Consider the following 19543-nt stretch of genomic DNA (forward strand, 5'->3'; position numbering starts at 1 on the left):
GAGAATCCAAATGATATTAAAAAAAATTAATCCTATTTTTAATTACTTAAACACAAAACAGTGGTTAACTGTTTGTTTGTTTGTAATTTTATGGGGTATATCAACACTTTCCTATTGGAAAAAGTACCAATGGAATCCAAGTTCTATGGTTAATTTTGGTCATGAATTTGCCTTACAAAATGAAGCAGAAACTCCAGAGAATGCCATTTTATTCAAAGGGGAAGCTGGTGATTTAGGTGCAGGTTATGATGGTCAGATTTTTTACTATTTTTCAAGGCCACTTGCCAATTTGAATTTGGATTGGCCAAGAGGATTTGATGAATCTTACCGTGCTCCTCGGATCGGTTATCCTTTGTTAATCGCTATTTTTGGTGTTTTTGGTAAAAGTTGTGCTATTTTTGGGATGTATTTTTGGAATATTTCTCTTATTTTAATCTCCTATTTTTTTCTTAGAAAATTATTAAACGAAGAAACAAAACCATATTCGGTTTTGTATTTACTTAGTCCATTTGCACTTGGTAGTTATTACGTGCTTGTGAGTGATTCCGTTATGGTTTCTTTACTCATCATTGCCTATTATTTTTACGTGAAGGAAAAATGGATTCAATTTGTACTTTTATCGAGTTTAGCAATATTAACTAAAGAACCTGCTTTATTTCTTTTGTTCCCACTTGGGTTACTTGCTCTTCTACGAATGGATTGGAAACGAGTCATCGTTGTTGGGTCAGTACTTGTCATTCCCGTTTGTTGGCATCTTTATTTATCTTTTAAGTTCCCAAATTGGCGACCTGGCCGCCTTACAGACTTTATATTGCCTTTTGAGGGATTAATTTCATACTCAGAATCGATATGGAGACAATTAGCATCTGGTGGAAGTATAAAAGATTTAGCTAGATTGTTGTCTCGTCTCCCTCTCGTGATTCTCTTTTTTTTAGGAGTGTTCCTACCGTTTACAGGTAAAATGCAAAAAGGTTGGGAGTTTCGAATTTCTTTTCTTCTTGTGATGTTTATGGTTGGTACGGCAGGGTATTACCATTTTTGGTCGGTATATGAAAATGTTTCGCGAATGTTTACGTTATCGATACCAATTTTACTTCTTTTGGTAAATGAAGATCGACAAATTAGAAAACAGGAATATATTTTGATGACCTTATTAATCCTTGTTTTCTTTTTATTAAAAGTATTAATGATATCGAAACAAATGAATTTCCAAGTTGGGTTTTAAAAATTGGAATCTGATGGGATTTGAAAACTTTTTTTGGCTTCCTCATTCAATGAACTGACTTCATCTTTTTTGAAAATCAGTTCATAACCATCATTCATTGTAAATCTTATATACGGTGACTCATTCTGATTCACGACATTGCGTAAGTCTTCTAATGATGATACCTCTTGGCCGTTTACAGATTTTAAAACCAATTGATGGGTCATGTGATAAGCCTTATTCCCTGAAAGTGGGACAACTTGTGATAAAAAAATCACTTTTCCTTCTTTGGAATTCCTTTTGATTCGATAAAAATCATTTAAGTATAATAATTCTTTGCTGACCCGATTTCTCCATTGGTTCCCATGTTCTGTTAAATAATATTCTGAAAGTTCTTGAAATAGTATCCCAGCTAACATCAAGTACTTTGGCATCTGAGATCTAGTATTCCCATGTGGAATTCGAATTGCAGATTCGTTTAAAGGTTTGGATTCTAATTCTAGTGTGATTGGTTTTTTATTTCGAAATACTTTGACCTTTATTTTTTTATCAAAAGCAGAATCTGATTCATTTGTATTATGAAATAAATAGGACATGTTTAATTTTCCAAATTTTGGATGATCAAAGTATCCTTTTGGATCTATTTTATAATTGGATACTTCTAATATCACATCTTCCAGTTTTAAAATTCCATCTGCAGATGAACCAGGGTAAATTTCAGCAACGAGTACACCTAAATCGTCTTTTCTTAGACCATACTCATTTCGTGAAGCACTATCAACTAAAGGTTTGAATCGAAATCCTTTAAACGGAAATGATTTCCCTTCGATGAAATGTTTGATTGAAAATGAAGGAATCAATTTACCCATTCCATTTTCTTTGAATTGGTATAAAATACCTTGGGGGATTCGGGAATTGACATCTAAAACAAGTTCACCAACACCATCTAATTTTTCTTCGGATTGGATTTCAATGTATGGATATTCCGCATAACCACTCGCATAGGAATCGATATCCATTCGAATCATTCTGAGTTTTTTCTCTTCTAAATTCCTTTGGTCCTTACTTTCCATCACCGTACCGGTGCCTGGTAAAAATACTTCACTTTGAAAGATGACGGCTTTTAAATCTTTTTGAAAGGATGCATCATTTAACTTAAGTATGGCGAGACCTAAATCTGCATCGATTCGTTCTACTTCTGCCGTATATACTTTTAAGGTATCTGGTTTTTTTACTTCTATATTGGAATAAAAATAGATCGCTTGTGCGGGTACAAGAATCCTATTTTCTCCGATATAAATTCCTGTGGACTGACGTATCTCTGGATTCTTAAATCTCCAAGGTTGGATATAATTAGGATACAAGACTGTGACTTTGATTTGTAAAATCGAGGGATCTTGGCTTCCCACAGGCACAGGTTTACTTGTAAGTGGACTAGAAAAACAAATAACGAGAATCAAAAATGATTGGATGGTTGATAAAAATTTCATTTATTTGCCTTTGATATGATTAGTTCGTTTGATTTGTTCGTCTGCTTTTTCAGATTCTTCTCGGTCTAAAATCATCGGAACTTGGATTCCATAAAAATATATTTTGTAAGTTTTATCTTTTGAAGATTGGACTAAGTTTTTGAAATGATTTAGATTTCGCACCTTCGTTCCGTTAAATGATTCTACAACCATATTGAGATAAAAATCCGAATGTGAGTTTGTGGGGTGAGGTAATTTACGATATAATACAATGTCTTCTGTCTCACCATCTAATAAATTCGAACCTTCATAAAATCGATACACAAGTAAACTGCCTCCTTGTGTTTGTCCAATTTTACTCCAAGATTCTAAGAGATCTCGATTTACGGATTGGAATACGAGACCTCCCAAAAGTAGATAGGGGTAATCTGTGCCATACCTTGACCTTTGGTTTTCCATCTGTGGCATTTTTTTCGCTGGAAAACTCACTCGAATTTTTTTCTTCTTTCGAATGAGATCAAACTGGATTTCTTCTCCTGCAAATTTGTTATCGATGACTTCTAAAAAATCGATTGAGTTTGTTTCTTTTAGATTTCCATTCCTTCCAATTTTGCGACCATCAATAGTCGTCAAATAATCACCAGGTTGAAGGAATCCATCTGCAGAACCTTGTTTGTACACACGGGTGACAAATACACCTTCCTCCCCATTTGGTATTTCGTAAAAGTTTCGATGTGATTCGGAAAATGAATTTTGTGTTTGGATCCCGAGTTCCACATAACCGTCGTATTCTCCATCTTCTATGTCTTTTAGAAAATGTTGAATGACATTGGTAGGAATGATATATCCGATATTTTCGCCCTTGGTTGATGCTTGGAAAGCTACACCAACTACTTTCCCATTTTGAAATGCAGGGCCACCTGAATTTCCAGGATTGATAGCCGCATCAACTTGCACAACTAAATGGCTATCAATTTGAGAATGTGCATAACTTGATTGTTCAATACGTGAAACAATTCCTCTGCTGACTGAAATTTTACTACCTCCTATGGGATATCCGATGATATCTACGGGGCTTGCTAGTTCAGGTAAACCACCTAACTCTAATTCCATACTATCTGTGTAAAAATTTTGATCTGGCACTTCTAATATTGCTAAATCACAATCATGTGCAATGTAAAGAACCTTTACTTCAAACCATTCTGTTTGGTTGTTTCTCTGGGTTTCAATGAATTTAGCATTTGAAACAACATGAGCATTGGTAAGAATCCTGTTCTTTGAAATGATAAATCCCGAACCTGTGGAAGCAGAGATCCCAGAAGACATCCACGGTGAATATGGATCTTTTGATTGTGAAAATACGCGGATTTGGACTACAGATTTCCTCAGTTCGTCAATGGATTGGCTGTTGGATTCGGCACTCATCCTAAAAGAGAATAAAGTGAGAAAAAATAAAATAGTACTCGCAAAGGGAAGTGGGGAGGTTAAGATTTTTTTCTGATTCTGCATGAGTTTTTTTGAATCCATTTTATTCGGATCGGTAGCCTTTTTTTCTCTTATCACAGGCATCGTTTCCTTTAGAAAGAACCCTCGCACGGGAATGAAAACAAGTTTTTCAATTCTTGCTGGATTTTTCTGTGTTGGTAATTTGACAATCCTACTTGATTCATTGTTTTTAAAAAACCAAATCTTAAATCACCCTCATGTCATTTCGACATTTCTTGTATTTTTATCCTTTGTTCTCATTTTTTTTGGGTTACATTTTCCTACTTTTTTCCGCAACTTCCCAAAACTTCTCATCATCTCTTCTTTTGTTTTTGGTATGGGAATCATGTTACTTCTGGTTGATTTGGGAATTCTCAACGATGTATATCCAGAAGCTAGTTTAATCCTACTAAAATATTACTATAACGCATATTATATCATTACATTCATTGTTTTTTCTTACTTGATCATTGCTAAATTGCGTTTTAATTTCCCGGCGATTCAAACTTTTATGGAATATATTTATTATGCAGCATTTGGTGCTTGTTTTACATTCTTAATCATTTGTAATTTCCCATTACTTATCCCAATCTCTACCAATTATTTTCTGCATTTTTTCTTATTTTTGAATTTATTGTTTTTATTCTGCTTCACTGTATTTTTATTCCATTATTCCTTCACAAAGGATTATCTAACTCATCCATTTTCCTTTTTATTTGAAAGATCAAAACAAATCTTTGAGGAACAAATTCCTGCAAACAGATCCAATTCAAGGTTAGTGAAAGAAAAACTTTGGAATTTATATGAGAAACAAAATTGGCGTAAAACAATGGATAGTTTCTGGTTTCAAATTTTGGTAGATGAAACCTTGGACAATGCTCTTGAACACGGTGGGAAAAGAGAAGATGATATCATCACGGTACATGTGTTTGAGTCATCAAAATACATTGATGTTTACGTAATTGATAGTGGGAAAGGTTTTAACCCAAGGTCAATCCCGAGCCCAATTGAATCTGATCGAAAATTGGTAACGGGTGGACGTGGAATCCATATCCTTAAAAAACTATTTTTAGTAAGATGGAATTTTTTAGGGAATGAAGTGAATATTAGAGTGGATAAAACAAAAAGTTCCGATTGGAAAACTAACGTTTAATCGAAACTTTTTGTTATGAATGAATTGTTTAGTGTCCTTCAAACTCACAAATAGAATAAACATCAATACCGTAAGTATCTTTGATCCTTTTTGCGCCACCTAAATCAGGTAAGTTGATGATGGTAGAACATTCATGCACTTGTCCTTTTAGATTTTGAATGAGTTTGATGGATGCTTCCAAGGTTCCACCAGTTGCAATTAAATCGTCCATGATGAGAACTTTGTCTCCCGGAACAATGGCATCAGTATGAATTTCCACATGGTCAACTCCATATTCCAATGCATAGGACTCGGAAATCGTATTACCAGGTAGTTTCCCTTTTTTTCGAATGGGAACAAATCCTACACCTAATTGAAAAGCGAGGGCAGCACCTGGAATAAATCCCCTTGCATCAATCGCTGCAATTTTATTTAATTTTGCATTTTGGTATCGTTCTACAAACATCCCAATGGTCAGTTGGAAACCCTCTGGGTCGATGAGAAGGGAAGTGATGTCTCGAAACAAAATCCCTGGTTTTGGGTAATCAGGAATCGTTCGAATTTTAGATTTAACAATGGACATATAAGGATGAAACCAAAGATGTCAAGGGTCTTGCAATAAAAAAAGGCCGGCAATGACCGACCTTTCGAATTGTTTTTAAACTTTTGGTATCGATTATCTCATTTGTTTGAGAGCAAGGATTCGATCTTCCAATGCCGGGTGAGTGGCAAAAAGAGATAAGAATCCTCCCTTCTTTGAAGAAATTTTAAAGGAAGCAATTGCTTCTCCTCTCGGATCTTCTGGCATCTCCACCATTTGTCTAAGGGATTCAAGAGCAGAGATCATCGACTCTCTTCCCGCAAGTTTAGCACCACCTGCATCTGCTCGGAATTCTCTTTGGCGAGAGAAATAAGCAACTGCCATGGATCCTAAAATTGAGAATACAATATCAAGAGCAATGGTCACAACAATTCTGACAATGTGAGCCATCTCTTCTTTCACTGCATTGGCAGCTACATAAGCAATGATACGAGAGATGAACATTGCAAACGAGTTCACAACACCTTGGATGAGAGTTAAGGTCACCATATCTCCGTTTGCTACGTGAGACAATTCATGTGCAAGCACACCTTCTAACTCTTGCGTGTTCATTCGGTTGAGTAATCCAGTGGAAACGGCAACAAGGGCACTTGATTTACTAGGTCCAGTAGCGAAAGCATTCACTTCTGGAGATTCGTATATTCCCACTTCTGGCATAGGAAGGTGTGCACGTTGTGCCAAAGACTGCACTCTTCGATACACATCCATCTCGTGAGCGGAAGCTTGTTTTGGGTCGATGACTTTGACACCCATCGTCCATTTCGCCATCATCTTTGAAAGTAAGAGCGAAATAAAAGACCCCGCCATACCCCACATTAAACAGAATACAATGAGTTGTGTTAGATCCAAACCAAAGGCACGGATGCTAAATCCCATCGATCCCATAAGGGTAGTCACGATGGAGATTGTTGTCATAATCAAAATATTGGTTAACAGGAAAAAACCGATTCGTTTGATCCAAGTCATAGGAAATTGTTCTCCTTACGGTTCTTAAACAAGAACCTACATATTAGACTGAAACTTTACTTCTCTTGCCAAAAGATTACAAGCAATTTAATGTTCTAAATTTTCCCCTTTTTCTTTGGAACCAAGGAACTGGATGAGTAAAAATAAGGTCGCAAGAGAAATATAGGCAATCGGGAAGTCCCAATTTGCAATTTCTGTAAACCGATTGAAAATGGCATTCCCTTTCAATTCGTATGCATGGATCCAACCAAACATAGATAAACAAGCGGCAATGACTGCCCAAACACTTGCTTTTAACCATTCCCTTTCCAAAATAAAGACAACCATCGCAGCCCAAATCATTGATGTGATGAGAAATCCTTGCGAAAGAGAAAGGATCCCAGAGAGAGCATAGGGAAGGAAAGGTAAGTGAGGAGGAATATCAGAAAGTGAAAAATGGTAAGCTTGTTTTGCACCTAACTCTTGCAAGATCCCCTGCAGTTTCCCATCCAAAAATAAAAAAACATTTTGGATGATAAGAACCGCCCAACCAGCAAACGCTGGTAACAAACCTACAACAACAGCTGGGGAATGGTGTTTGGGGATTGCTTGGAATGCTTGGCTTGTGATGATGATCCCAATCCAAAGAACAATTGCCATCCCCGCTTCCACTGGAATTAAGGCTTGTATTAAACCCATCAGACCAAAAAGGCTAACAATCGTCATGAACACACCAGATAACATGGAATAACTATGTTTTGCACCTAACGCCTTCCACCCTGGATGGCCGATGTAAATGGTTGTTGGGAAGGGTGATCCAAATGCGGTTCCGGCGAGTGTACCAACTCCATTGACTAGTAAGGATGTTTTTGTATCAAAACTATCACCAGAAGCTTCCGCAGATTCGATGTTTTGTAAAGAACCAATCACATTGAAGATCCCCATGGGCAAAATGATCGAAAAGTAAGCTTGTAAATTTGAATAGGTTAGGGTTTCAAATAAAGAAGTAAGCGATAATTGTGGGAAATAAAAACCCAATGTTTCCAATCCATTTTGGATCCCACCATCCTTATAAATTGGATCTCCCCAAAAACCAGATAGATAAGACAAAAGTACACCAACAAGAATCGATAAAAATCCACCAGGAATCCCAAATGGGAATCGTACTTTCCCAAAATATTGTAAGAGGATAATTCCAAAAGGAATAAAGGCTATCATAGGCCTTTCAAACGTTCGTAGTAGAAAGTCCATTGAGATAAACGTAAGCGCAATGCCAGCTAAAGCGGAAAGTAAAGCTGCTCTTGGAGTGTATTTCCTAATTTTTGCAGCAACAAAAGATCCCAAAACTTCAATGAGTCCAGACGCAAAGGAAACGAGTAAACCAGCTTTCCAGGCTTCCTTATAATCACCTGTTGCTTGGTAGGTGGGGAACATGACAAAAAAGATAAATGCAAATAGAGAAACAGTATTGATACCGTATGGAATTGCCGTTACATCCGTACGATTTGTCCTTTGTCCCAATTTCCATGCTTGCCATGCATAAAAAACATTCCCAATGAGTAAGGAAATCGCCGCACCAGGTAACACGACAGAAGTGATAAATGGTAAAGGGAATCCACAGACACCCATACATAAAGCTGATAAGACAAGAAGTTGGATGAGGTTGTCGACCATAAGACCAAAAAATCCATCCAGGTCACCGCGTGTGATGGTAAAAAAATTCATTCGTTTCGTTTGCCTCCAAAATCAACTCGAATGACATTCCCTTCGCCAGTGACTTCTGGTTTTTGGGATTTTGGTTTTGATAATGATTCTTCTGGGTTTGTGTTTGTTTCGATTTGTAAAAACCGAAGTTGGGTAGCAGAATTTTGGAATTTGTCGTAAATTCTAAAAACGGCATCCCAAGGGATCATGGTTGGTTCCCAGGTAGAACCAAATTGTAGTTCCGCGAATAAATAATCTGGTTTACTATCCAATACTTTGACTGCTTTATCACCAAACACGAGTACGATGCCAGATTCTTTTTCTGCATTGAGAAGTCCACGTTTCCCAATTTCCAATTTTGGATGAGGCATTACATGGAGGTAAAAAACTCCAAAACGTTCCCAGTATAAATTGAATAAGTCTCTTTTGAACTCACGTAATGTTGTGATTTCTTCCTGCGTGAGGTTTTGGCTCATAAATTCCTTTTACCGTGTGAAGTTTCCCATTCGATGTATTCATCGTGGATTTTATATTCTGGAATGATGTCTTTTAATCCTGCAAAAATTTCCCTATTTTTATTGGCTTTTGCGAGGGAAAATAACCGATTCAGTTTATTTTGAAAGAGTAATAAATTGTAGTGATCAAGTGGAGCAGCAATTCGAATTTTTGGGTGGTGGGTTTTTTTGATTCCTTCTGCATTTAACAGAAGTTCTTCGTAAAGTTTTTCCCCCGGTCTAAGTCCAGAAAATTCGATATTAATATCTTTGTAAGGTGTGTATCCAGAAAGGCGTATCATCTCTTCGGCAAGTGATAATATGCGAACCGGTTCACCCATATCGAGTAAAAAGATTTCCCCATGTTCTCCCATACTCCCTGCTTGTAAAACCAGTTGTGTGGCTTCTGGGATTGTCATAAAGTATCGGATCACTTCTGGGTGAGTCACTGTCACAGGACCACCACGTTTGATTTGTTCTCGGAACCTTGGGATCACACTTCCGTTGGAACCAAGTACATTCCCAAATCGAACTGTGATGAATTTGGTTCTAGAATTTTGAGAGATATGTTGAAGGTAAATTTCAGCAGCACGTTTTGAGGCACCCATCACATTGACTGGGTTTACTGCTTTGTCTGTGGAAATGAGTACGAAACGTTCCACTCCAATCAATCGACACACATCGGCTACGTTTTTTGTTCCCATCACATTATTGAGAATCGCTTCCGAAGGATTAATCTCCATCATGGGGACATGTTTGTAGGCAGCTGAGTGGAAAACAACAGATGGCCTATGTTCTTCAAAAACAGCCGAGATTCTAGATAAATTTTTTACATCAGCGATGACAGGTCGAATGTCAATATTCAATTCAGAAAAGTTTTTTCGAAGTTCGTAGTCAATCTCGTATAACGGCGTTTCGGCGGCATCTAAGATGACAAGTACACTTGGTTTAAAAAGAGCTACTTGACGGCAAATTTCCGATCCAATCGACCCACCAGCACCCGTTACGAGAATGACTTTTTTTTCTAGGTAAGATCGAATGGATTCAATTTCTAAATCAACGGTAGGTCTACCAAGCAAATCTTCCACTTGTACTTCGCGAAGTTGTGTGATATTGGGTTTCTCTGCAAGGTATTCGCCAAATGTAGGTAAGATTTTAAACTCAACACCTGCACCTTCGCATTCTTTCATCAGTTTACTCACAACACGTCCATCGGGTTGTGGAACAGTCATAATGACTTTTTTGACCGCATAACGATTCAAAACTTTTCCAATTTCTTCAGTTGATCCGAGAATGGGAATTCCTTGGATGTAACCACCTTTTTTGGAAACATTATCATCCAAAAATCCGATTGGGAAATAATCTAAGTCTACGTTTCGCCTAATTTCAGTTAAAAAAGAACTTCCTAATTTCCCTGCACCAACGAGGAGGATTGGAGTTCCTTTCCTGGTTTTGTCAGGGCTAAAAATTTGTTCTCTGATCATTCTCCAACTCAAACTTCGTAGGCACAAAAATCCTAAAAGGATGAGGGTATCAAGAATAGGAACCATTCGTGATAATTGGTAAAATCGATTATAAAAGAGAAGGGCTAAGGTAGAAACCAAGGAAGAAAGGATAGTCGCTTTGATGATGGCCAAAAGGTCGTGTAACGAAGCATAGGACCACAAAGAACGATAAATTCCTGAAAATAAAAATACAATACTTCTCGTGACCACGACGATTGTGGCGCAGACCCAAAAATCAGGGTAATTCTCGAGAAACCCAATATTTTCAAATCGCACCAAGTGTGCGAGAAAATAGGACAGAAACATAAAGAGAATGTCTACAGGAAAAACCCAGTATCGTCTTGGGATCGATTTCATATCTGATAAATAAAGGTATTTGGAACAAAATTCCTTGTAAATACAGAATCTGTTCCGAAGAATAGAAAAGAGGAAAAACCTGTTTGAAATCACTTCTTTTCCGCCTCGCGGGGATTTTTTCCGCAGAAATTGGCTCGGAACTTTATTTAAAACTAAAGGAAGAAACTCTTTCGCCTTCGCTTTTTTGCCTTGATTTTACAGAAGTCACAGAGGTGACGGAAGTCGGTTGGGAATTTTTAAGGAAAATGGCGGAGAGATGCAAAGAAACTGGTTCAAAACTAGCAGGCTTTGGATTAAAATCGGAAGTTCCATCTGAACAAAATGCCTTCTTTTCGTTTTTTGACGAAGAAGCAGAGTGTATCCATTATTTAGAATCTTTTTATATCGGGGATACTCCCGCAAACGAACTCACTCCCAAATCTCCACAGGAAGGGAAAACGATCCATTGTCCTGAGTGCCAAACTTTACTTCGGTTCAAACAAATGGGAGATCACCTTTGTCCTAATTGCCAATCGAAATTTTTTGTGAACCAAAAAGGTTGGGTTTCAACTTACGAACGTTTGTTGTGATTTAAATGTTTTGTAGGAATCGCTTCCCAAGGTTTGTCTGGCCAAGGGTGTTTTGGATAACGTCCTTTTAACTCTTTTTTTACCTCATGATATCCGTTATTCCAAAAACTTTCTAAGTCTTTTGTAATTTGAACTGGCCTTCTTGCGGGTGATAACAAATGGACTAAGATTTTTACTTTCCCATTTGCTAAATTTGGTAAAGATTTAAGTCCGAATAACTCCTGTAATTTGACATGTAACTCGGGCTCATTGTTATGGTATTGTAAGGGTAAAGTAGAACCAGAAGGAACTTGGATTGATGTCGGTGCCTCCTTTTGGATGATCGATTGGTTTTCATATCCTACATAAGATTTAAATGCTTCTAAAAATGGAAGATTTGTTAAAGAAAACTTTTGTGCTTCAAAATTTAGAAATGGAAACAGCCACTCCTTTACTGTTGATTTCAAATGATCCAGGGAAACATTGACACCTAACACACCATTTTTGACCAAAAATTGTACTCGATGATAATAATACAAAAGGTCTTCTCTTTTTTTCCATTCGTAATCCCAATCCAAACTAGATAAGTATTCTAACAGAGCATTTTGAATGGAGGTTGGATTTGGTTTTGTGAGTTCTTTAGAATCCAAAATCAGATCCCCAATTTTTCTTTCCTCTTTGACAATTAGAAAAGATTCATCCCTTTGGTTTGTTTTCATTTCAGGGCTTTGTAATGTTTCAATGTGTTCGTTAAGACTTTCTTCGATTTGTTCAATAGAAATGGGGAGGTATTGTGTGATGTATAAAGTAGATCCAAAAGAAATTGTATCGAGTGCAAGTATGTATTCGGGTAAGTGGAGTAAGTTTGAATTAAACGTACCTATTTTTCCATTGGAGAGTTTATACTCTTTCCCCTCTTTTTCTTTTCGTTTTCCTATCCGATCTGGAAATCCTTTGCAAAAATAAAAGTCTCTGTGGTCACTTTTGTTATTTTGTGGATAAACATTTTTCCCTTTAAAAATGCTCAAAATTTGCTCATAAACGAGTTTTAATTCTTGTGAGAATGAATTCTGTGAAATGGAATTCGGAAATTCCTTTGTCTCTGTTCCTGTGGATTCTTTACCCAAAATCGATACAATGTCTGCAATGATAGTTTCTTTTTCTTTTGGCAACCGTGAGATCACACATCCTAATCGAATGGGAAGGGGGTATAATAACGTTTCTTTCCCTAAATCTGTAAGTTGGTTTTTTTTGTCTAAACAACCTAATAATTTTAAACGTGCCATGGAAAGTGCCAGTGAACCTTTGTTTGGTGGGTCAAGGAAAGGAAGAGAATTTATTTCTTCACCAAATGATTTGATTTCCAAAACCAAGCGGTCTAAATCACCTTCGAGGATTTCTGGTTTCGTACGATCATAAAAGTCTGATTCTTCCTCTTTGGACCAAAGTTTGTAAACGAATCCTTTCCCTTCACGCGATGCACGTCCTGCTCTTTGTTTTGCACTACTGAGACTAATTCGGTCTCGGACCAAGTGTGTGATTCCCGAATCAGGATCAAAAATTGTATGTTTAAAATAACCAGAATCAAAAACGACTCGCACACCAGGAATGGTTACAGATGATTCTGCAATATTTGTGGATAAGATAATTTTCTTTCTGCCTCGAGAGTCTGGTAAGAAGATTTTTTCTTGGTCAGATAAATTCATATCTCCAAACAAAGGAAGAACGATAGAGTTCTCTTTGATTGTTTGGTTTACCTCAAGTTGGGATTTTAAATCTAAAATTTCTTTTTTCCCCGATAAAAAAACCAAAATATCGCCTGTTGTCTGTTCGACTGCCTTGGGTATTAGGTCGATGAATCGTTGTATGATATTTTTTTGAGATTGGCCCATATAGAAAATTTCTAATGGATGTGTGACAGTTGAAACTTCAATGGGAGGATTTGTAATCCCAAGATTAACAAAGTTTTGTCCTTCTAAAGTAGCAGACATGATGAGAATTTTTAAATCACTTCGAAAGATCTCTTGGGATTTTCTAGCCAAAGCAAAACAAAGATCCGATTCTAATCTTCTTTCATGAAATTCATCAAAGATAAGTAAACCATATTCAGACAGTTCAGGATCAGACAGTAGATATTTTGTTAAAATCCCATCAGTAACAAATTCGATTTTTGTATCTCGATTGATTTTAGAATCAAAACGGACACGGTATCCAACAGTTCCGCCAACTGATTCTCCAATGGTCTGGCAAATCCGTTTGGCTGCATTTTTTGCTGCAATCCGTCTTGGTTCGAGGATACAAGTTTTTTTCCCTGCAGTTAAATTGAATTTTAAAAGTTCCAAAGGTAGGGCAGTCGTTTTACCAGAACCCGGTGGTGCATCCAAAATCGTTACAGGATTTTTTTGGATAGAATCAACTATCTTTTGTAAGGCGGATAAAACAGGGAATGTTTCGAAGTTGGGATTCACAGTCTTTTTAGTATAAAAAAATACTTCCAAGACCCGTAAAAAAATGCAAACAAAATGTATTTTTTTGGAAAAATCACAAGAATCGGGTTTTCGAATCCCAAAGGATTGAGTAAACTTTCATTGTGGAATCGCAAGGAAAACATTACCAACTCATTCAAAATGTCATTGAATATTTGATCCAAAATTTTGAATCCCAACCCAGTTTAGATTCATTGGCTCAAATTGCCAAATTAAGTCCTTCTCATTTCCAAAAACTGTTTTTAGAGTATGTTGGTGTCACACCCAAACAATTTTTATCTTCTGTAACGGTAACACACGCTAAACGAATCATCCAAAAAACATCAATACTTGATACTACATACCGATTGGGATTATCCAGCACAGGTAGATTACACGATTTATTTATCAAATTAGAAGGAATGACTCCAGGTGAATATAAATCGTTTGGAGAAGGGGTAGTCTTATACTATGAGTTTTTTCCTACAATTCTAGGGGAAATGGTAGTTGTATCGTCTGAGAAATCGATTCAGAGTTTACAGTTTTTACAACCAGGTCAGGACAAAGAAGAGAGTTTGTCTGCAATCAAAGTAAGTTTCCCAAATGCGAGTTGGATTGAAGAACAAAGAGAAATACACAATCCAGTGAAGGATTTTTTACAAACGTTTTCGTTACCAAAATCTCCTATCCATCTGTCTGTGTTAGGGACTCCTTTCCAAATAAAGGTATGGCAATCACTTTTGTCGATCCCTTCAGGAGATACTTCCACTTATGGAGAAATTGCGGAATCCATTGGCAAAAAAAATGCACAACGTGCAGTGGGTACCGCCATTGGAAAAAATCCAATTGCAGTACTCATTCCTTGCCACCGAGTCATCCAATCTTCTGGTTTATTTGGTGGTTACCGTTGGGACCCCAAACGCAAACAAACATTACTTTTGTGGGAGAAAGCAACTCACTCTCTTAAAATGGATTCAGAGTTTTCATTTTAATGAGCAAGTAGTCTCGTATGGGAAACAAGAAAAAAACCAACGAGTAAAAAACACTGAGCAATTAGATAGGTAATCCATGGAACTTGAAATTCCCATTTTGGATGTCTTGTACCATTGATTGTTGTTTCACCCATCACAGCATCTGAGAGAAGGAAAAATCCTGCTCCAATTCCCAAATAAATCCAAACACCACCATACAACAAATAGGCGTTAATACATAGGGACACAAAAAAACACAAAATGATTCCATAAATAAACGCAGAAGCCATCACCCATTTGGAACGATTCGGATTGTACACTCTAAAATAGAAAATCAAAGCGGGCAATATGATAAAAAGTAAAGTAATGAGGAAGGGTCTCGGACTAGAATACAATTCTTCCCAAGTGATCAATTGGCGAATGGCCAATAAAAAAAAGATTTGAGCAATGGCGAAACTAAAGATGCCACCTAAAACAGGATCTTTCATATATTTTTTCGCCAATGGGAATTGTAAATTGAACCAGTCACCTAGCATAGAAAAGGCGATTGCAACAACTGGAAAGGCAAAACGTGAATGACCTAATTGGAATAATAACCAAGCAAAAACAATCACTTGGAACGAAAATCCTAAATATACCCCTCGGGAAATCTCTAAACGTTTTTCTGGATTCGATTCGTCGCTTAGGGTGATCCAATGGATACAAAAAGCAGAAACGATGGCAAAGGGAATGGCTGTGAGAATGAAATAATATACCATAATGGATATTACCATGCTTCAGAATTAAAAGCAATGCTTTGATTGATTAGTAGTGGTAATCTTTACAAAATTGATTTTGTTTCCAATAACAAACCATTTTAACATTATCAGATCCAATGTTAACTGTGAAGAAACTTTGGTTTTGGTAAAAAAATGGAATCAAACCAGAAAATACGTTCTAAAAATGGACTTGCACCGTTTTTAACGGTTTATGACCCCACTAGCAATTTACACTCTACTTGCGATTCTTTGTTAGGGATATTATAGTGGTCGAAAATCAACGTTTTGGTCCCAAACACATGCAAAAAAAGTACATTCTAATTCCCTTATTTTCTATTTTCACGTTTATATCTTGCCCGGGTGCGGGCGGAGGTGGTGGAGGGGGAGCCGCATTTGCTCTGTTAGGACTCGGTGGAGGGGGAGGGGGAACGGATGTCGGAGCACCGAAGTTAGAAGTTACTTATTCGGGTGTTGCTAGGGAAAGTGGGTCAAGTATCAGTTTAGGTTCTGAACCCATCAATACGACCAATGGAAAATTAGCGACTCTCACAATCCAAAACAAAGGTACCTCATCCCTGACTTTGCCAGGATCCCCAATTGTCACCATCAGTGGAACTGATAGTTCACACTTCCAATTGACACAACCGAACCAAACAACACTTGCACCCAATGCTTCTGTAACCTTTAGTTTGCGATTCAAACCAACTTCGGAAGGACTTAAGACTGCAATTGTAAAGTTATCCACTTCGGATCCAGCACTATCTGCCTTCCAATTAACATTCACTGGTACAGGCGGACCAGCTGCAGCAAAGTTGACAGTTTCTCAAGGAGCAACTGAAATTGTAGGCAATGGTAGTTTTAATGTAGGAAGTGTAGAAGAACAATCTTCTGGAACACCGGTTCAGTTCACAATTAGTAATACAGGGAGTTTACCTTCCACTTTAGGAACTCCCGTTGTGGAGAGTTCCAATGCACAGTTTACGGTTTCTGCAGTTTCCGTTGCGAATGGATCAACATTAGCACAAGATGGAACATTTACATTTAATGTAACGTTTTCACCAGCGAATACAACGCCAACATCAAAATCATCAACGATTACAGTGAATGCAACACCATCCAATTTTATATTTACAGTGAACGGTACAGCAACCGTAAAACCAGTTCCAACCATAGCCATTTCACATAACTCTAGTTCGTATACTTCTGGTGGAACTCTGCCAACGTTTGGAATTTTATGGCCAGGTTTATCTTCCACGGCAAAAACCGTTACGATCACCAATAACGGAACGGCAACACTCACAGGACTTGCTGTAAATGAATTCAGTGGGAATACAGATCAATTCACAACGAGTGCTGCAGGTTCTACGTCATTGACTCCAGGACAAAGTACAACATTTACAGTTACTTTCTCCCCGACTACAAGTGGATCCAAAACAGCAGTCGTTAGAGTCACAAGTACGAATGGAAACAATGGTTCATCCTCATCATCTGATATCACAGTAGAAGGGACTGGAAAATCGAATGCAGGTATCTCTGTTTCATGGACTGCATTAAAAGAAAAAGCGGTGAATGATACCGATGGTGGTTATAAGGTTTGTTATAGTAAAACAAGTGGGTTTAATCCTGCTGATGTAAATGGGACTACTATATTTTGCGACACAGTCCCAAATGCTGGTGGTACAACTCCTACTACCAAAATCATCACAGTGAATACTTATGGGACATGGTATATAAAGGTTTTTGCATTTGGTAAATACAATACGACCGGTGGAACACCATCGACTCAAACATCAGTAAATGTACCTTCTACCTAATCCAAAAGGAAAATAACAGATATGAAAACTAAACTAAGTTACGCTTCGAAAATAAAACTCATTTGTCTAATAACAGCTCTTACATCAACAGTTATTATTTCCAATCCAAACCAACGGAATTTTTTAACTGAACCGTTCCGATTTGAAAGTAGTATTACCAATTCACTTTCAAAATCTGGAGCAACAAATCGACCTGATTTTGCACCAGATGAAATTATAATTAAATTCAAACCATCTGTCTCAAGTGATGAAATATTCAATCGTTCGAGATCATTAGGTTTTCAAGTTGGACATGTGAGTAAAAGAGCAAATTTTACAACAGTAAAAATTGCTAGTAATGAATCGGTAGCTGATGCAGTCACTCGTGCCAAACTTGATCCTTCCGTCGAATATGCTGAGCCAAAATACTATTATTATGCGCAAGCTACAGCTCCAAATGACACTGACTTTGGAAAACTTTGGGGTTTAAATAACACAAATCAAACCATTTCATCACCATCTTATACAACGAATAACCCACCAGGTGAGTCTGCTATCGGGAAAGATATGAACGTATTAGGTGCTTGGGATGTGACTTCGAACTGCAGTTCTATCATTATTGCTGTGCTTGATACAGGTATCAACTATAACCATGAGGACTTATCAGCAAATATGTGGGATGGTTCCGCAAGTTGCAAAGATAAAGATGGATTTACAATTGGTGGTGGATGCCCTAATCATGGATGGGATTTTGCCTCTGGCGACAATGATCCAAAAGATGAGGAAGGCCATGGAAGTCACGTAGCTGGAACCATTGGTGCAGTAGGAAATAATAATAAAGGAATTTCTGGAGTTTGCCAATCTGCTCAACTCATGTCAGTTCGAGTATTGGGAGTAGGTGGAGGAAGTAACGCTACTGTTACCGACGGAATTTACTTTGCTGTAAGAAACGGTGCTAAAATCATCAACATGAGTTTAGGTGGAACACAATTCAGCCAGTTGATTTACGATGCGGTAGAATTTGCAAAAGCCAATGATGTTTTAGTTGTGGTAGCAGCTGGGAATGAAAACACAGATCTCGCATCTGGAAATTCCTACCCTTGTAAAAACAATAATGCGAATCAAATTTGTATCGCTGCACTAGATCAAAATTTCCAACGTGCGAGCTTTTCTAATTTTGATACAACCACTACTGCTGCAAATCGTGCTGTTGACTTCGGTGCTCCAGGAACCAATATCTATAGTATTTTTGGAAGTGAAACTACCTACAATGAAGGAACTTCGAATTATACTGGGTGGACAACTGGTGGGTCTGGTGGATCCGTTACTTGGGCTTATCAGTCTTGTGCAATTGGATCTGGCACTCTAAAAGGTTTAGCATTACCCAATGATTGTTCTGTCATTAACTTCAATTTTACTCCTCCATACAATAACCCAACATCTGTCTCTGCAAGTGTTGATAGAACTGTTTATAAATCGTTTACCATTCCAAACAATTCGACGAAAGTATCTTTGTTTCAGACAATTGTTTCAGATGGTGAATCAATTGGAGATACATGTTATGATTATACTGAAGTATATTACAAAAATGATGCCTCAAGTCCGTTTTCTGGTGGAACACTTCTAACTCTCCCAGATTACAATCGATCAATGTATGTTCAGAAATTGTGTAGAAAAACAATTTCTGGAGTTGGTTATTCATTCATTCTATCTGAAGAAGTTACATTGACAAATTGTATGAATTCAGCAGTGACAAGTTGTACAGTAGGATACAGATACAAATCAGATAGCACTGTGCAAAATGGTGGAGTAATGTTTGGAGACTTTTATCTAAGTGCTTGGATTGCATCTAATAACTCTTACGGTAATTACAATGGAACATCAATGGCAACACCAAATGTAGCAGGGGTTGCCGCATTGATTAGAGCTTATAATCCTTTGTTTACGTATTCGGAAGTTATCCAAAAGTTAATAGATGGTGGAACTGCGACGGCAACAATATCTTCCAATACAAAATATGGCAAAGCTATTAATGCGAATGATTCTGTGAAACACATCAATCAGGTGACAGGTGTTACAGCAACGCTTCAATAAACTTTTACTTTCTATTCT

General features: G+C 37.4%; 15 protein-coding genes. 6 read left to right on the forward strand and 9 right to left on the reverse strand.

The features are described from left to right. The first annotated feature begins 10 nt into the window (after positions 1-10). Positions 11-1225, forward strand: a complete 1215-nt coding sequence (locus CH354_RS14535; protein ID WP_100727921.1) for an AZOBR_p60025 family cell surface glycopolymer formation protein — start codon at positions 11-13, stop codon at positions 1223-1225. Here CH354_RS14535 and CH354_RS14540 read toward each other — a convergent pair. Next, a complete protein-coding gene (locus CH354_RS14540; protein ID WP_100727922.1) occupies positions 1222-2694 on the reverse strand; it encodes a PDZ domain-containing protein in 1473 nt (490 codons plus the stop codon). The two genes, CH354_RS14535 and CH354_RS14540, sit on opposite strands and share 4 nt — an antisense overlap. Continuing rightward, positions 2695-4242: a S1C family serine protease gene (locus CH354_RS14545; protein WP_100715916.1), complete on the reverse strand. Its 1548-nt coding sequence runs from the start codon at positions 4240-4242 to the stop codon at positions 2695-2697. Between the two features lie 31 nt (positions 4243-4273). Here CH354_RS14545 and CH354_RS14550 point away from each other — a divergent pair, with 31 nt between their 5' ends. Continuing rightward, a complete protein-coding gene (locus CH354_RS14550; RefSeq protein WP_100716048.1) occupies positions 4274-5311 on the forward strand; it encodes an ATP-binding protein in 1038 nt (345 codons plus the stop codon). 28 nt (positions 5312-5339) lie between these two features. On the opposite strand, the gene CH354_RS14555 is transcribed toward CH354_RS14550, so the two are convergent. The 5 genes from CH354_RS14555 to CH354_RS14575 form a co-directional block, all read right to left on the reverse strand. Next, complete coding sequence (locus CH354_RS14555; RefSeq protein ID WP_100715915.1) at positions 5340-5873, reverse strand: adenine phosphoribosyltransferase; 534 nt, start codon at positions 5871-5873, stop codon at positions 5340-5342. Positions 5874-5966: 93 nt separating this feature from the next. Next, positions 5967-6857 carry a protease HtpX gene (gene htpX / locus CH354_RS14560; RefSeq protein WP_100715914.1) on the reverse strand — a complete coding sequence of 297 codons (891 nt, stop codon included), beginning with the start codon at positions 6855-6857 and terminating at the stop codon, positions 5967-5969. A gap of 87 nt (positions 6858-6944) precedes the next feature. After that, positions 6945-8561 (reverse strand): permease, encoded by a 1617-nt coding sequence (locus CH354_RS14565; protein ID WP_100727923.1) that lies wholly within the window; start codon positions 8559-8561, stop codon positions 6945-6947. After that, the gene (locus CH354_RS14570; protein ID WP_100715912.1) at positions 8558-9016 is read right to left on the reverse strand and encodes a ClpXP protease specificity-enhancing factor SspB; all 459 of its coding nucleotides are present in this window, start codon (positions 9014-9016) and stop codon (positions 8558-8560) included. Before CH354_RS14570 ends, CH354_RS14565 begins: the two co-directional genes overlap by 4 nt. Further along, on the reverse strand, positions 9013-10896 hold the full coding sequence (locus CH354_RS14575; RefSeq protein ID WP_207762726.1) for a polysaccharide biosynthesis protein: 1884 nt from the start codon (positions 10894-10896) through the stop codon (positions 9013-9015). Before CH354_RS14575 ends, CH354_RS14570 begins: the two co-directional genes overlap by 4 nt. An 83-nt stretch (positions 10897-10979) precedes the next feature. Here CH354_RS14575 and CH354_RS14580 point away from each other — a divergent pair, with 83 nt between their 5' ends. Further along, on the forward strand, positions 10980-11465 hold the full coding sequence (locus CH354_RS14580) for a hypothetical protein (protein WP_100727924.1): 486 nt from the start codon (positions 10980-10982) through the stop codon (positions 11463-11465). Here the strand turns inward: CH354_RS14580 and hrpB are convergent. Continuing rightward, on the reverse strand, positions 11447-13912 hold the full coding sequence (gene hrpB, locus CH354_RS14585) for an ATP-dependent helicase HrpB (protein WP_100727956.1): 2466 nt from the start codon (positions 13910-13912) through the stop codon (positions 11447-11449). The genes CH354_RS14580 and hrpB overlap by 19 nt on opposite strands. Positions 13913-14034: 122 nt before the next feature. Here hrpB and CH354_RS14590 point away from each other — a divergent pair, with 122 nt between their 5' ends. Continuing rightward, positions 14035-14901, forward strand: coding sequence for a methylated-DNA--[protein]-cysteine S-methyltransferase (locus CH354_RS14590; RefSeq protein ID WP_100727925.1), 867 nt, complete (start codon positions 14035-14037; stop codon positions 14899-14901). Here CH354_RS14590 and CH354_RS14595 read toward each other — a convergent pair. Next, entirely contained in the window at positions 14898-15638 is a 741-nt protein-coding gene (locus CH354_RS14595) for a lysoplasmalogenase family protein (protein WP_243396106.1), read from the reverse strand. The genes CH354_RS14590 and CH354_RS14595 overlap by 4 nt on opposite strands. A gap of 266 nt (positions 15639-15904) precedes the next feature. Between CH354_RS14595 and CH354_RS14600 the strand changes: the two genes are divergently transcribed. Together CH354_RS14600 and CH354_RS14605 are read left to right on the forward strand one after the other, a co-directional pair. Continuing rightward, a complete protein-coding gene (locus tag CH354_RS14600) occupies positions 15905-17452 on the forward strand; it encodes a choice-of-anchor D domain-containing protein (protein WP_322113185.1) in 1548 nt (515 codons plus the stop codon). 21 nt (positions 17453-17473) lie between these two features. Then, positions 17474-19525: a S8 family serine peptidase gene (locus tag CH354_RS14605; RefSeq protein WP_100727927.1), complete on the forward strand. Its 2052-nt coding sequence runs from the start codon at positions 17474-17476 to the stop codon at positions 19523-19525. The last annotated feature ends 18 nt before the right edge of the window (positions 19526-19543 follow it).

Source organism: Leptospira levettii, assembly GCF_002812085.1.
Lineage (GTDB): Bacteria > Spirochaetota > Leptospiria > Leptospirales > Leptospiraceae > Leptospira_A > Leptospira_A levettii.